Annotated in this window: 11 protein-coding genes; 4 read left to right on the forward strand and 7 right to left on the reverse strand. The window is 71.9% G+C overall.

What is annotated here, in order from left to right:
- The first annotated feature begins 3 nt into the window (after positions 1–3).
- Positions 4–546 carry an Rv3235 family protein gene (locus GKS42_RS18605; protein WP_154795181.1) on the forward strand — a complete coding sequence of 181 codons (543 nt, stop codon included), beginning with the start codon at positions 4–6 and terminating at the stop codon, positions 544–546.
- 95 nt (positions 547–641) lie between these two features.
- Here the strand turns inward: GKS42_RS18605 and secA are convergent, their stop codons facing one another.
- The 7 genes from secA to mtrA all read right to left on the reverse strand — a co-directional run bounded on the left by secA (position 642) and on the right by mtrA (position 11029).
- The gene (secA, locus tag GKS42_RS18610) at positions 642–3623 is read right to left on the reverse strand and encodes a preprotein translocase subunit SecA (protein ID WP_154795182.1); all 2982 of its coding nucleotides are present in this window, start codon (positions 3621–3623) and stop codon (positions 642–644) included.
- A gap of 120 nt (positions 3624–3743) precedes the next feature.
- Positions 3744–4982 (reverse strand): winged helix-turn-helix domain-containing protein, encoded by a 1239-nt coding sequence (locus tag GKS42_RS18615; protein WP_154795183.1) that lies wholly within the window; start codon positions 4980–4982, stop codon positions 3744–3746.
- A gap of 157 nt (positions 4983–5139) precedes the next feature.
- Entirely contained in the window at positions 5140–5790 is a 651-nt protein-coding gene (hpf, locus tag GKS42_RS18620) for a ribosome hibernation-promoting factor, HPF/YfiA family (RefSeq protein ID WP_154795184.1), read from the reverse strand.
- A 239-nt stretch (positions 5791–6029) separates the two neighbouring features.
- Entirely contained in the window at positions 6030–6812 is a 783-nt protein-coding gene (locus tag GKS42_RS18625) for a ComF family protein (protein WP_154795185.1), read from the reverse strand.
- Between the two features lie 100 nt (positions 6813–6912).
- Entirely contained in the window at positions 6913–8613 is a 1701-nt protein-coding gene (locus GKS42_RS18630) for an LpqB family beta-propeller domain-containing protein (protein WP_154795186.1), read from the reverse strand.
- Positions 8610–10349 (reverse strand): MtrAB system histidine kinase MtrB, encoded by a 1740-nt coding sequence (gene mtrB / locus GKS42_RS26720; protein WP_154795187.1) that lies wholly within the window; start codon positions 10347–10349, stop codon positions 8610–8612. Before mtrB ends, GKS42_RS18630 begins: the two co-directional genes overlap by 4 nt.
- Positions 10346–11029, reverse strand: coding sequence for an MtrAB system response regulator MtrA (gene mtrA / locus GKS42_RS18640; RefSeq protein WP_154795188.1), 684 nt, complete (start codon positions 11027–11029; stop codon positions 10346–10348). The genes mtrB and mtrA overlap by 4 nt, the downstream gene beginning before the upstream one ends.
- 97 nt (positions 11030–11126) lie before the next feature.
- On the opposite strand from mtrA, the gene GKS42_RS18645 reads away from it, so the two are divergent.
- From GKS42_RS18645 to GKS42_RS18655, 3 genes are read left to right on the forward strand one after another with little or no spacing between them, the layout of a single operon-like run.
- Positions 11127–12404, forward strand: a complete 1278-nt coding sequence (locus GKS42_RS18645; RefSeq protein WP_154795189.1) for a DUF7847 domain-containing protein — start codon at positions 11127–11129, stop codon at positions 12402–12404.
- Complete coding sequence (locus tag GKS42_RS18650; RefSeq protein ID WP_154795190.1) at positions 12401–13105, forward strand: DUF4129 domain-containing protein; 705 nt, start codon at positions 12401–12403, stop codon at positions 13103–13105. Before GKS42_RS18645 ends, GKS42_RS18650 begins: the two co-directional genes overlap by 4 nt.
- Positions 13102–14334 carry a DUF4350 domain-containing protein gene (locus GKS42_RS18655; protein WP_154795191.1) on the forward strand — a complete coding sequence of 411 codons (1233 nt, stop codon included), beginning with the start codon at positions 13102–13104 and terminating at the stop codon, positions 14332–14334. Before GKS42_RS18650 ends, GKS42_RS18655 begins: the two co-directional genes overlap by 4 nt.
- The last annotated feature ends 409 nt before the right edge of the window (positions 14335–14743 follow it).

Consider the following 14743-nt stretch of genomic DNA (forward strand, 5'->3'; position numbering starts at 1 on the left):
ACGATGAGCGTTCAGCCGATCACCCGGCCGCGCACGGCACCGGAGCCGCCGGACACGGTGCCGCGGCTCCTCGTCAATCCGAACGCCCCGGACCGGCGCACCTGGGACCGGGTGCGGTTCTCCGGCCCGCCGGCGCCCGCCGAGGTCCAGGTCGAGGACATCGTCGAGGACGCCACCGGTCCACGCCTGGTCTGGTCCCGCGGCGCCGTCCCCGAACTCCCCGACGCAGGCACCTGGAGCGCCACCCTCGTCCGGGCGTGCGTCGAGGCCCTGCTCGGGGCGCGCCCGGCCGCCCAGCTCGCCCGTTGGTTGGACGCGGACCTGTGGACGGCACTGAACCGGCGTGCCTGCCTCGGCATGGAGATCGCCGGCCGACCCAGTCATCCGCCGATGGTCACGATCCGCCGGGTCCACCCGTGCGAGATCACGGAGGGCACCTGGGAGTCGTCCGTGGTGGTGCACGACGGCAACAGGGTCAGGGCCGCCGCGATCCGGCTCGAGACCCGCCGCGGCCGGTGGCGCGCGACCGCGCTCGAGATCGGCTGAGCCTGCCTGGCGATCAGCTGAGCCTGCCTGGCGATCAGCTGAGCCTGCCTGGCGATCAGCAGGCTCAGCCGGTCGGGCGGGTCTTCACCGCTGTGTCAGCGACGCTTCTTGGCCTGCTTCGCGGCCCGGCGACGCTGCTCCCGGTTCGCTGCGCCCGCCGCGCCACCGGCCGCGTTCGCGCCGCCGGTCCCGGCGGCCTGCTCGGCCGGGGTCACGCCGGCCTGCGCCGCGCGCACCGTCGATCCCATCGAGCCGTCCTCGCTCGGTGCGGAGTAACGCAGGTTCGTGGCCCGCTGGGGTGCCCCGAGCCCGAGCGGGTCGTCGAGGTCGGCACCGGTCGCGACGACCGGTTTCGCGGGGATCGACTTGCGTCCGGCCCGCTTGCCCGGGGTTCGGGGCGTGCTCGCGCCCGACTGGCCGGCCGGCTTGGCGGCACCGGTCGTTCCGGTGCCCGGCGCCACGGCGTCGTCCGCGGCTTGGCCGTCGGTGCCACCGGTGGCCGGTTCCGCTGCCGCCTCGAGCACGGGCGTCTCGGAGCCCTCCACCACGTCCACGCCGTCGGTCTCGGCCGGCTGCTCGGGCCTGCGCACCTCGACGTTGAAGAGGAACCCGACGGCCTCCTCCTTGATGGACTCGTTCATCGCCTGGAACAGCTGGAAGCCCTCGCGCTGATATTCGACCAACGGGTCGCGCTGGGCCATCGCGCGCAGCCCGATGCCCTCCTTGAGGTAGTCCATCTCGTAGAGGTGCTCGCGCCACTTGCGGTCGAGCACGGACAGCACCACGCGTCGCTCCAGCTGACGCATGAGGTCCGGGGTGATCTCCTGCTCCCGGTTCTCGTAGGCGAGCTTCGCGTCCGACTTCAGTTCCGAGACGAGTTGCTCGGTGGTCACGCGGGTCTCGTGACCGGCGTCGGCGATCACGTCCTCGATGGTGATCGAGACCGGGTAGACGGTCTTCAGGTCGGTCCAGAGCTGCTCGAGGTCCCACTCCTCCGGCGGGCCGGAGCTGGTCGCCTCGGTGACCACACCGGTGATCACGTCCTCGAGGAACGTCTGCACCTGGGCCTCGAGGTCCTCACCATCGAGCACGCGGCGACGCTCGTCGTAGACGACCGTGCGCTGGCGGGAGAGCACGTCGTCGTACTTGAGGACGTTCTTGCGGATCTCGAAGTTGCGTGCCTCGACCTGGCCCTGCGCGCTGGCGATCCCGCGCGTGACCATCTTGGACTCGATGGGCATGTCGTCGGGGAAGCCCGAGGAGTTCATGAACCGCTCGGCCAGCGCGGCGTTGAAGAGCCGCATCAGGTCATCACCGAGCGATAGGTAGAACCGGGACTCGCCGGGGTCGCCCTGACGGCCGGCGCGCCCGCGCAGCTGGTTGTCGATCCGGCGGGACTCGTGCCGCTCGGTGCCCAGCACGTACAGGCCGCCCAGCTCGGTGACCTCGTCGTGCTCGGCGGCCACGGACTCCTTGGCCTCGCTGAGGGCGTCGGCCCAGGCCGCCTCGTACTCCTCCGGGGTCTCCTGCGGGTCCAGGCCGCGGTCCTTGAGGTTCGCGATCGCGAGGTGCTCGGCGTTGCCGCCGAGCATGATGTCGGTCCCACGGCCGGCCATGTTCGTGGCGACGGTGACGGCGCCCTTGCGGCCGGCCATCGCGACGATCTCCGCCTCGCGGGCGTGCTGCTTCGCGTTCAGGACGTCGTGCGGGACGCCCTGCTTCTTCAGCATCTTCGAGAGCAGCTCGGACTTCTCGACGCTGGTGGTACCGACGAGGACGGGCTGCCCGGCCGCGTGCCGTTCGACGAGGTCGGCGACGACCGCCTCGAACTTCGCCTGCTCGTTCTTGTACACGTAGTCGGACTGGTCGATCCGCGCCATCGGCCGGTTCGGCGGGATCGGCACCACGCCGATCGTGTAGGTGTTCTGGAACTCCGCGGCCTCGGTCATCGCGGTACCGGTCATCCCGGCGAGCTTGTCGTAGAGCCGGAAGTAGTTCTGCAGCGTGATGGTGGCCAGGGTCTGGTTCTCGGCCTTGATGGCCACCCCCTCCTTGGCCTCGATCGCCTGGTGCATGCCCTCGTTGTAGCGACGCCCGGGCAGCATCCGCCCGGTGTGCTGGTCGACGATGAGGACCTCGCCCTTCATGACCACGTAGTCCTTGTCCCGCGTGAACAGTTCCTTCGCCTTGATCGCGTTGTTCAGGAACCCGATCAGCGGGGTGTTCAGGGACTCGTAGAGGTTGTCGATGCCGAGGTAGTCCTCGACCTTCTCGATGCCCGGCTCGAGGACGCCGACGTTCTTCTTCTTCTCGTCGACCTCGTAGTCGCTCTCCCGGCGCAGCCGCTTGGCGACCCGGGCGAACTCGGCGTACCACTTGTTCACGTCCCCGGAGGCCGGCCCGGAGATGATCAGCGGGGTCCGGGCCTCGTCGATGAGGATCGAGTCGACCTCGTCCACGATGGCCATGTTGTGGCCGCGCTGCACGAGTTCGGCGGAGGACCAGGCCATGTTGTCGCGCAGGTAGTCGAACCCGAACTCGTTGTTCGTGCCGTAGGTGATGTCCGCGGCGTACATCCGGCGGCGCTCGTCGGGCTTCTGCCCGGACAGGATCACCCCGGTGGTCAGGCCGAGGAACCGGAACACCCGGCCCATCAGATCGCTCTGGTAGCTGGCCAGGTAGTCGTTCACCGTGACCACGTGAACGCCCTTGCCGGACAGTGCGTTCAGGTAGGCCGGTAGGGTGGCGACCAGGGTCTTGCCCTCACCGGTCTTCATCTCGGCGATGTTGCCGTGATGCAGTGCCGCGCCACCCATGATCTGCACGTCGAAGTGCCGTTGGCCGAGGGTGCGCTTGGCAGCCTCGCGGACCGCGGCGAACGCCTCGGGCAGCAGGTCGTCGAGGGACTCGCCGTCGGCCACCCGCTTCTTGAAGACGTCCGTCTCCTCGCGCAGCTCCGCGTCCGTCAGGTCGCTCATGGAGTCCTCGAGAGCGTTGACCTGATCCTTCTCCGCGTTGAGCTGCTTGAGGATCTTGCCCTCGCCCATGCGCAGGATCTTGTCGAGGATCGAAGGCACTGACACTCCCGGTGGATCGGATCGATCCGGCGTCGTTCGACACCGGTGCACCGTCCATCGTATGCGAGAGCTCCGATGGCAGTACCGGTCCGGACCGCCGATCACGGCACAGGTTCGCTCTCAGCGCACCCCCGTCAGTGCCTGCGCGACGTCGCCGATGAGGTCGCCGGCGGCGTCGGCATCGACGGTGACGTCCGGCAGGTCGAGCCAGTCCGCCATGACGCGCAGTTCCTGCGCCAGCTCGTGCCCGACGGCGGTGGGAGCCTCCGGCTGGGCGAACGCGCTGCGTAGCCGCAGCACTCCGGCGGCCCGGTCGGCCTTGAGGTCGACGCGCGCCACGAGCTCGTCGCCGAGCAGGAACGGCAGCACGTAGTAGCCGAACTGGCGCTGGGCCGCCGGGGTGTAGATCTCGATCCGGTAGTGCATCCCGAACAGCTCCAGGGTGCGCTCCCGTTCGAACACGAGCGGGTCGAACGGAGCGAGCAGGGCACGGGCGTTCGTGGCCCGCGGCCGGCGGGCCTCCGGGTGCAGATAGGCCGGGCGGCGCCACCCGGCCACCGCCACCTCCTCCAGGTCACCGGCCGCAACGAGCCGGGCGACGGCGTCCGACGTCTGCGCGATGGACAGCCGGAAGTAGTCGGCGAGCCCCCGGACCGTAGCCACCCCGTGCGCGCGGGCGGAGATGTCCACGAGCGCCCGGACGGCCTCGTCCTGTGGGAGCACGTCCTCGGCGAGGACGTCCGCCGGCAGCACCCGCTCGGGCAGGTCGTAGGCCCGCTCGAAGGACGCGTTCCGGTACGCGGAGGCGACCCGCCCGACGGCGAGCATCGCCTCCAGGGAGTGCTTGGCGGCGGTCCAGTTCCAACCCCAGTTGACCTTCTCCGGGCGCTCGTGCCCGAGCAGGTCGTGCACCTGCGCCGCGGTGACGGGTCCGTGCTCGGCGACGATGTCCAGCACGGCTGCCACGGTCTCCGGGTCCTTCGAGGCCACGCCGTCGTACCAGCGCAGTGCCCGCGGTCCCTGCATCCGCCACCGCAGCAGCTGGAACGTGCGCGGCGGTACGAACGCGGCCTCGTGGGCGCGGTACTCGACCAGCCGCCGCGGCCGGGCCGGGGTCCCGGTGGTGGCCCGCTCAAGCAGGGCGACGTCGTAGGGGCCCAGCCGGGCGACCACGGGCAGCAGGTGCGCCCGGGCGAGCACGTTCACCGAGTCGATCTGCAGCAGCCCGACCCTGTCGATCATCCGCTGCAGGTGCGCCATCGTGACGACGGGTGGTCGGGTCTGAGCGGGCGCCCCGGCCAGTCCCTGCGCGGTGACGGCGATCCGGCGGGCCTGGGCGAGCGTGAGCGTGCGCGGCATGCATCAGACCCTAGGGCCCACCACTGACACTCCCCCGACCCCGCGCACAGGCAGCGAGAGGGGACCTCGCACCGAGACCGGACCAGTAAGGTCCGGTCCCGGGTGCTCGGTCCGGTCTCGGTGCTGCGTGGTTGCCGTCAGCCCGGACGGTTGCGCGTCAGGCGCTCGCGGGCAGCAGCGCCTCGGCCTCGTAGTTCAGGCGGATCACGCCGTAGGTCCAGCCGCGCCGGTTGTACACGACGCAGGGCTGCTTGGTCTCGGCGTCCACGAACAGGTAGAACGGGTGGCCGACCAGCTCCATCTCGGCGAGGGCCTGGTCCACCGTCATCGGATCGGTGTCGTGCACCTTCTGCCGGATAACCACCGGGGAGTCCCCGAGCTGCGCCTCCACCGCCACGCCGGTCTCGGTGGGCGGCGTGGGGGTCATCGAGATCTCGTCGTCCTCGACCGGCTCGGGAGCGAGGTCGACGGGCTCCGGCACCGGCGGCGCCTCGGCGCGACCGTGGTGGGACTTGCGCCGGTCCCTGGCCCGGCGCAGTCGCTCGAAGAGCTTGCCGGCCGCGAGATCCAGCGCGGCATACCGGTCCGGTGCGCTCGCCTCGGCGCGGACCACGGGGCCCTTCGCGCGGACCGTCAGTTCGACCCGCTCGGCCCGATCGGCCAGACGGGGGTTGTTCTCGTGCGTCACCTCGACGTCGACTCGCTGCGCGTAGGGCGAGAACTGCCCCACCTTCGAGAGTTTGTCCTCCACGTGCTGCCTGAATCGCTCAGGCACCTCGGTGTGGCGGCTGACTACAACGATCTCCATGACGTCCTCCGGTTCGAGAGAGTGCGGCCGAGACCTCTTTCCTGGGGGTCCCCGGCCAGGGCTTGAGCGCTCACCCGGCCTTTCTCAGCGGCCGGGGCGCGGTCTGCAGGCGGGCCTCACCTCCCCCTCACGCCGTCCGGTGAACACAGAAGGCGAGGGTGGCGCTGTGCGCCCCTCGCCTGCGTTGTGCTCCATGACCTGACGCTAGTCCACTCCTCACGGATGCGATAGGCGAAAGGTCATGGGTCGGCGCGCCAGGTCGTGCTACCCGGCCGCGGCGTCGCGAGGAGGGCGAAGGCGCACAGCACCTGCCCACCGGCCATGGTGAGCGCATCCCTGGCCGCGGCGAGGGTGGCGCCGGTGGTGACGACGTCGTCGACGAGCACGCAGGGTGCCCCGGCCGGCAGTTCCGCGACCAGATGCACGGCCGCCCGCCCGGACCGTCCGCGGGCCGCCGCACCGAGCCGGTGCGAGCTGCCGCCACGCCGGCGCAGCACATCAACCACCCACACGGGGCGGCCCCGACCCTGCCGGGCCAGCCCCGCGCTCAGCCCGACGGCGACGGCGTCCGCCAGGTCCCCCACCACGAACCGGCGGGCCAGGCGCCGCCGCCAGCCAGACGGGGCCGGGACCACCAGGATCGGCCCGGTCCCGGGCACCTCCCTCAGGTGCTCGGCGAGCCGGCGGCCGGCCGCGGTCCCGGCGTGCGCCAGTTCGGGGGCCAGATCGGGGCGCACGCCGGTCTTCCAGGCGAGCACGACGCGTCGCGACCCGGAGGCGTACGGCGCGACGGCCCAGGTCGGCAGCCCGAGTACCGCGGGCCCGATCCCGCCCGCGTCCCGGGCGGCGAGGAACACGGTGTCCTCCTCGCAGCGCCGCGGCGGCGCGGTCAGCAGCTCGCGGCAGTCCGCGCACAGGTGCGCATCGTGCGCGCCGCAGCCCGGACACTCGACCGGCAGCACGAGGCCGAGCACATCGGTCAGCACCGCGCGCACCACCTGCACCGACACCCGTGCGTACACCCGCCCAGCGCACCGCATGCTCGCGGGGCGACCTGCGCCGTCGGGCACCACCTGTGGACGGCCGCGCATCGGCGCGTGCGTCCACACGCGGGCGACCGCCTCAGCCGGGGAAGGTGGGGTCGCGCACCGGGTCCAGGCCGGAGACCGGCCGCCACCCGTTCCCCGAGCGCGCGTACAGGTTCCCGTCTGAGGTGACCAGGTAGAGCTCACGCTCGCCGCGGGCGGCCGCGATCGAGGCGGAGTCGACCACGGTGGGCAGGGACCTCGTGGGCTGACCGCCGACGGTCACCAGGTGCACGCTGATGGACCCACCGCTGGCGCCGAGCACCGCGAGGGTGGACTCGTCGACCCAGACCACCTGGGTGGCCGACGTCATCGACGGCGCGAGGCTCAGCGGCGGACCGAGCCGGATCGGGACCCCGTCGGCGTCCCGGGTGATCGCGACGACCTCGACGCGCATCGCGCCACCGCCGGTGTACACCACGGCCATCCGGGTGCCGTCCCGGCTGACCCGGATCGAGGCGACCTGGGCACCGGCGAGCGTCGGCGTCTCCAGCGTGGCCGTTGACCCGTCCGTCCGGGCCAGCAGCAACCGCCCGGTGTTCGTGCGCTCCCCGGTCCAGACCCACCCGAACCTGTCGAAGGATGGATCGAGCAGCGCGGTGCCCTCGAGCAGGGTCACCGAGGCGGTGTCCGGGGTCGGCACCGTGATGAGGAACCGGTCGTCCGCGAGCGCGACGGCGAGGTCGTCGCCGTAGGGCAGCGCCGGGTCGGACGCGTCGATGCCGGTCAACGGCGCCGTGTTCGGTGCGGCGGACAGCGTGGACCCGTTGAACCGCACCAGGGCGTCACCGGAGAGCATCGTCGGCGACGTGCCGACCCCCGGGTTCAGGGTGAGGTCGAGGTCGACGTCCGAGGTGTTGAACGGCCTGGAGTCGACCAGGATCTCGACGTCCTGGACCTGGGGCAGCGCGGTGAGGGTGGCCTGGATCTGCGCCTGGAGGCGCGCCCGGTCGGTCGAGCCGGCACCGGAGATCTCCTCGGTCACGTCCACCGTCGCGGTCCCCGCGGAGACCGGCACGGTGTCCAGGGTGAGCGAGGTGCCGCTCGGGATGGCGCTGATCACCCCGGTGCTGAGCCACTCCACGGGGCCGCCGAGCAGGCCGTTCATGGCGTACGTGGCGGTGTTGCGGGCCGGGTAGAAGCGCATGTCCGGCACCAGCATGGTGGCGTCCGGGGAGAGGAAGTACAGCGGCGTGCCGCGGTACTGCGAACCGAAGTTGACGTCGGAGATGAGGACGCCGTCGGGCAGGCTTTCGATGCGCCACTGCGCGTCGGCGTCCTGGGTCAGCCGGAACTCCTGGGTGGTCTCGGTGCCCGGCCGGGCCTCGGTGCGTACGCCGGTGGGGTCGACCGTGCCGGCGACGGTGACCCGCACCTCCACGACGCCTGCCTCACCCTCGACGACCTCAAGGGCGGCGCTGCCGGAGTAGATGACGACGCCGCCGGCGGGATCCCACTGGTCGCTGCCCTCGGTGGTGAGGAACTTGCGGGCGACCGCGAAGTTGTCGACCAGCCCGCCGGCGCTGCCGGCCAGGAACCCGCGCACGATCTCGCTCGGGGACGCGTCCGGTCTCGGGTCCTCGGCGGAGAGCACGATGCCGCTCGTGTCCGGGGCCGCCTCCACGCCGCGCTGCACGGCGCCGTCCGTCGGCAGGCTCGCGCAGCCCGCGATCACGGCGAGCGCGATGAGGACGACGGCGGCCCGTGCCTTCCCGGTGATGCCGGCGTTCGGGTTCATCCGTTGACCTCCTCGTGGCTGGGGGGCGGATCCGGGTGCAGCTCCGGCAGCGCGGCCGGGTTCGCGGCGGACGGGTCGTCGGGCGGCTCCAGGTCCGGGTCGGAGCGCACCGGGCGCAGCGCGAGCGGGTGCGTCGTGATCGTCTGGCCGGCCCGGCGGGGCAGTGAGAGCCGGAAAGCGGCCCCCTCGCCCGGACTCCCCCAGGCCTCCAGGTCGCCGCCGTGCAGCCGGGCGTCCTCGAGGGAGATCGCCAGGCCGAGGCCGGTGCCGCCGAGGGTGCGCGCCCGGGCCGGGTCGGCGCGCCAGAACCGGTCGAACACGTGCTCGGCCTCCATCGCCGTCATGCCGATGCCGTGGTCACGGACCACCACGTCGACGACGCGGGCGTCCGCGCCGACGAGGACGTCGATCGGCCCACCCTCACCGTGCTCGATGGCGTTGACGATCAGGTTCCGCAGGACCCGCTCGACGCGTCGCTGGTCGATGTCCGCGGTGCAGGAGGTCGGGGAAAGGTTCATGACGAGCTCGGAGCCGCGATTCGCCGCGAGTGGCGCGGTCAGGTCCACGACCCGGCGGACCACCTCCCGCACATCCACCTCCTCGGCCTCGAGGGTCGCAGCGCCGGCGTCGAACCGCGAGATCTCCAGGAGGTCGGCGAGGAGGGCCTCGAACCGGTCCAGCTGGGTCTGCAACAGCTCGGCCGACCGGGCCTGCACCGGGGTGAACTCGTCCCGGGCCTGGTACAGGACCTCCGAGGCCATCCGCACGGTGGTCAGCGGCGTGCGCAGCTCGTGGGAGACGTCGGAGACGAACCGCTGCTGCATCAGGGACAGGTTCGCGAGCCGCTCGAACTGGTGCTGCAGACTCTCGGCCATCTCGTTGAACGAGCGCCCGAGCCGCGCGAGCTCGTCGTCGCCACGCACCTGCATGCGCTCGGTGAGGTGACCGTCGGCCAGCCGCTCCGCCGTCCGGGCCGCCTGCTGGACCGGGTCGAGGACCTGCCGGGTCAGGTACCAGGCCATGGCGAGCAGCAGCACCAGCAGGCTCACCGCACCGACGGTGAGGACTCCCTGGAGCAGGTCCAGGTTCTGCTGCTCCGCGCTGAGGCTGTAGATGAGGTAGAGCTCGTACTCACCGGCCAGCGGAAGGGTGACCGCCGAGCCGACCGCGATCCCCGGGGTGACGCCGCCGTCCGAGCGCGGGATGGCGACCGACTGCCAGGCCTGGAAGTGGTCGGCCTGGACCCGCTCGCGCAGTTCCGGGGAGATCAGTGGCCGCAGCGACTCGTTGGTGGACGGATCCAGGATCAGCGCCGGGGTGTTCGGGGAGCGCATCAGGAACACACCGGAACTGCCCGCGGAGGTCTCCTGGAGCCCCGCGACCATGTCGGTCGCAAGCTGCTGGACCTCCTGGGTGGAGGAGACCGTCGAGGCATCGAACTGATCCTGGGCCAGGTCCGCTCGGGTCGCGGCGTCGGCGAGGACCTGGTCGCGGCGGTCGTCGAAGAGCCCGTCGCGGATCTGCGCGGACAGCAGCAGACCGAGCAGCGCCAGTGCGATCACACCGACGGCGACCGTTGTACTGGCCACGCGCAGGCGCAGCGAGCGGCGCCAGGCCAGCAGCGCGAGCCGGGCCCGGACCCGGAGCAGCCGGCGCCACCGCTCGGCGCGCCGCCGCACTCCTGCGAAGGGGTCGGTGCGTGGGGGCGGGTCCGCCCCACCCGCCGCGTCGGTCATCGCACGGGGGTGCCGGCCCGGTATCCGACGCCGCGCACGGTCACCACGACCTCCGGGTTCTCCGGGTCCTTCTCGACCTTGGCGCGCAGCCGCTGGACGTGCACGTTGACGAGTCGGGTGTCCGCCTGGTGCCGGTAGCCCCAGACCTGCTCGAGCAGCACCTCGCGGGAGAACACCTGCCACGGCTTACGAGCCAGCGCCACGATCAGGTCGAACTCGAGCGGGGTGAGGTTGATGGCGTCACCGTCACGCGTGACCCTGTGCCCGGGCACGTCGATGGCCAGGTCGGCGATCAGCAGCTGCTCGGTGCCCTGGGTCTCGCCCTGGCGCAGCCGCGCGCGTATCCGGGCGACGAGCTCGGTGGGCTTGAACGGCTTCGCGATGTAGTCGTCGGCGCCGGCCTCGAGGCCCTTGACCACGTCGGTGGTGTCGCTCTTGGCGGTCAGCATGACGATCGGCACGCCGGACTCGGCACGGATCCGCCGGCAGATCTCGATGCCGTCCATGCCGGGCAGCATCAGGTCGAGCAGCACCAGATCCGGCTCCACGGTGCGGAACGCGTCCACCGCCTTGGCACCGTCGGCACAGAAGGAGGCCTCGAAGTTCTCCGACTGCAGGACGATCCCGATCATCTCCGAGAGGGCGGCGTCATCATCGACCACGAGCACACGTGCATTCATGCGCCCTATCGTGACACCTTCGCACGAGGAGGGGGCGTGACCACGCTCATGCAAAGATGAACGCGGCGCACCGCCGACGAAGGAGAATGACCATCCCATGACCGAGCGTGGAGAGCCCACACCGCCCCGGCAGGACCCGAACGGGACCGGGCCGACGGGCTGGGGCGAGGTCGCCCCCGGCGGCTACGGCACCACACCGGGGCAGCCCGGCGGGTATCACCAGGGGCAGCCGGGTGGCTACCCGCAGGGCCAGCCCGGCGGCTACCCGCAAGGCCCGCCGGGTGGCTACCCGCAGGGCCAGCCGGACGGCCACCCGCAAGGGCAGCCCCCGAACCAACCCGGCCAGTACGGCGGGCCACCGCCCGGACCGGCCGGACCTGCGCCGTCGGGCTCCTACGGTCAGTACGGGCCGGTCGACCCCCGCGCGAACATGACCCCGTTGGGCCCGGCACCGCAGCCGGGCATCATCCCGTTGCGGCCGCTCACCCTCGGCGAGATCTACGACGGCGCGTTCCGCTCGATCCGAGCCAACCCCACCGTGATGTTCGTGCTCGCGGCCATCGTGGTCGCGGTCCTCGGCGTGATCCAGGCGATCGCCACCTGGGGCACCTTCGAGCAGCTGAACGAGACGCTCCGCAACTTCGATCCGACCGTGTCCGACTCCGAGGCCCTCGACGACATCACCGCGACGCTGCAGTCGCAGGTCCTCGCCACCGGGGTGTCCGGGCTGCTCTCGTTCGTCGTCTCGACCATCCTGACCGGGGTGCTCATCCACTCGGTGAGCCAGTCGGTGATCGGCCGGAAGATGAGCCTCGCCGACGTGTGGCAGGCGATCAAGCCGCAGATCGGACGCCTGCTGCTGCTCACGCTCATGATCCTGCTGCTGGTGGCGTTGGTGAGCGCCGTGTTCGTCGGCATCATCGTGCTGGCGGCCTCGTCCGGGTCGCTCAGCGTGATCGCCATCGCGGGGATCCTCGGGGTGCTCGGGCTCATCGCGGCACTGGCGTTCGTCGTCACGGTCACGGTGCTGGCGACGCCGGTGCTGGTCCTCGAGCGGTCCGGCGTCTTCGCCGCGCTGAAGCGGTCCTGGAGACTCACCCTCCCGACGTTCTGGCGGGTGTTCGGCATCTACCTGCTCACGACGATCCTGATCGGGATCCTTGCCCAGGTGATCACCTACCCGCTGCAGCTGATCGGACAGGCGATCGGCGGGTTCGGGACCCTGACGACCATCCTCACCCTCGCCGGCGGCGTGATCGCGTCCGCCCTGACCACGCCGTTCCTCGCAGCGGTCGTGGCATTGCTGTACATCGACATCCGGATCCGCACCGAGGCCCTGGACGTGGACCTCGCCGCGGCGGCCGAGGCACCATGACGGCAGCGCCGGCGGTGGGGGCCCGACTGGCGATTCTCCCGCGCGAGGTCCCGCTCGACCCATCGGCGGACGAGGCCCGGGACTGGGCCGAGGCCGAGCTCGCCAAGGCGATCTACAACGACCAGCCGAGCCTGTGGGACCGGTTCCTGGGCTGGCTGGGCGACCTGTGGGAGGCGATCACCTCCGCCAACACGGCGCTCGGGCCGATCTTCCTGCCGTTGTTGATCCTGCTCGTGATCGGCGTGATCGTCGCCGTCGTGCTGCTCGTCGGCGGGCCGATCCGACGGCGGAGGTTGCGTTCTGCCGAACGCGGCAGCTTCGATGTGCTCGACGGGGACAACCGGGACGCCAGGGCGCTGCGCGCCGCGGCGGACGCCGCGGCCGCCGCCGGTGACCACGCGCTGGCCGTGCTGGAACGGTTCCGGGCGATCGTGCGGTCCCTGGACGAACGGACGATCCTCGAGGACCGGCTCGGTCGGACCGCACGCGAGGCCGCAGCCGCGGCCTCGGAGCGCCTGCCGAGCTGCGCCGACGACCTGCACCGCGCCGCGGACCTGTTCGACGAGGTCTGCTACGGGCACGTCGCGCCGACCGAGCGTGAGGACGCCTGGCTGCGCGAGGTGGATCGGACGGTCGCGGCCACCAAGCCGACCCGGGCCTCCGCCACCGGTCCCGCCGACGCCTGGGCGGCGGCCAGGTGAGCGGCACGACCACGGACCCGGGCACCCCCGCGGCGGGCGCGCCCGGCCCTTCGATCGTCGCGCGGGGTCGGCGCGTGGACGCCCCGGAGGCCGCCGACTCCGCTCCCGAGCGGACGAACCGGCGCACCGTGATCGTCATCGTGGTCGCCGTGGTGGTCCTGATCCTCGCGGCGGTGGCGCTCGGCCGCGGGGGGCAGTCCCGCTCCGACATCCCGCTGGCCCCGAACAACCCCGCACCCGAGGGGGCCCGGGCCGCCGCGCAGATCCTCGGTGAACACGGCGTCGATGTCACGCTCGCGACCCGGACGTCGGCGGTGCTCGCGCAGGACGCGGCGGACACCACGCTCGTGATCGTCGGAGCCGACGAGCTGAACTCGGACCAGATGACCGCTCTCGCCGACACCCAGGCCGACGTGGTCCTGCTCGGGCTCGGGTACGCCTCCTTCGAGGACCTGACCTGGGCCGTCCAGGTCGAGGCGGGCGGGACCCAGGCAGCGCGTTCGGCCGAGTGCGACGACCCGGACGCCGAGGCCGCGGGCACCATCGACACGGCCGGGCCCGGGATCAGCGGCCTCAGCCGAGTCGAGATCTGCTTCCCGTTCGAGGAAGGAGCCGGTGCCTACGCCGTCTGGCAGGAGGCCGGCCGCACCTGGCGCGCGCTGCCGAACGGGTTCCCGGCCTCGAACGAAGGGCTCGCCCTGGAGGGCAACGCCGCCCTGGTACTGCGAGCCCTCGGCCAGCACGAGCAGCTGCTCTGGTACGTGCCGGACCCGAACGACCCCTTCACGCTGGACGACGACGGCGTGGCGACCGCTCCGCAGACGTTCTTCCTGCCCGACGCCGTCGTCTACCAGCTCCTCATGGTGGCACTCGCCGTGGTGATCTGGCGCGGCCGCCGCCTCGGGCGGGTCGTCGTCGAGCCGCTGCCGGTCGTGGTCCGCGCCGCCGAGACCACCCGCGGGCGCGGTCGGCTGTACCGGCGCGCCGGCGCCCACGCCCACGCCGGCGCGGCGTTGCGGGCCGGGACCCTCGCCCGGGTCGGCGCCCGGATCGGGCTCCCCACGTCGGCCAACCCGGACCAGGTCATCGACTCGCTGGTCCGTGCCACCGGCCGAAGTCCGGACGAGCTCGAACATCTCCTGTACGGACCACCACCGACCGACGACGCTTCTCTCGTCGCCCTCACCCAAGCCCTGGACACCATGGAAAGCGAGGTTCATCGCGCATGAGCAACCCCACCGGGCCGAACCAACCAACTCCGCCCAGCGAGGCACCCGACCCCATCGACGCGGCCGTCGACGCTTCCGCGGAAGCGCCCGCCGGGTCGAGGCAGCACGTCACGACTGACACAGAACGTGCTGAGGCTCTGTCTCAGGCGGAACGTTCTGTCTCAGCGGGTTCGGGTGACCAGCCTGTCGACGCGACCCAGGTCGTGGCCCCCGAGGAGCTTCGCGCCGCTCGCGAGCAGAGCGCCACAGCCACGCCGGACCAGCCGACGGCACCGAGCGCCGGCGCTTCCGCGGAAGCGTCAGGGGACGGCGGCCCGGCCGTCGAGGCGCAGCCCATGCAGGTCGACGCGCAGGCCATGCAGGTCGACGCGCAGGCCATGCAGCAAGACCCGGTGCCGACGCTGCAACC

The sequence above is a fragment of the Occultella kanbiaonis genome, from assembly GCF_009708215.1.
Lineage (GTDB): Bacteria > Actinomycetota > Actinomycetes > Actinomycetales > Beutenbergiaceae > Occultella > Occultella kanbiaonis.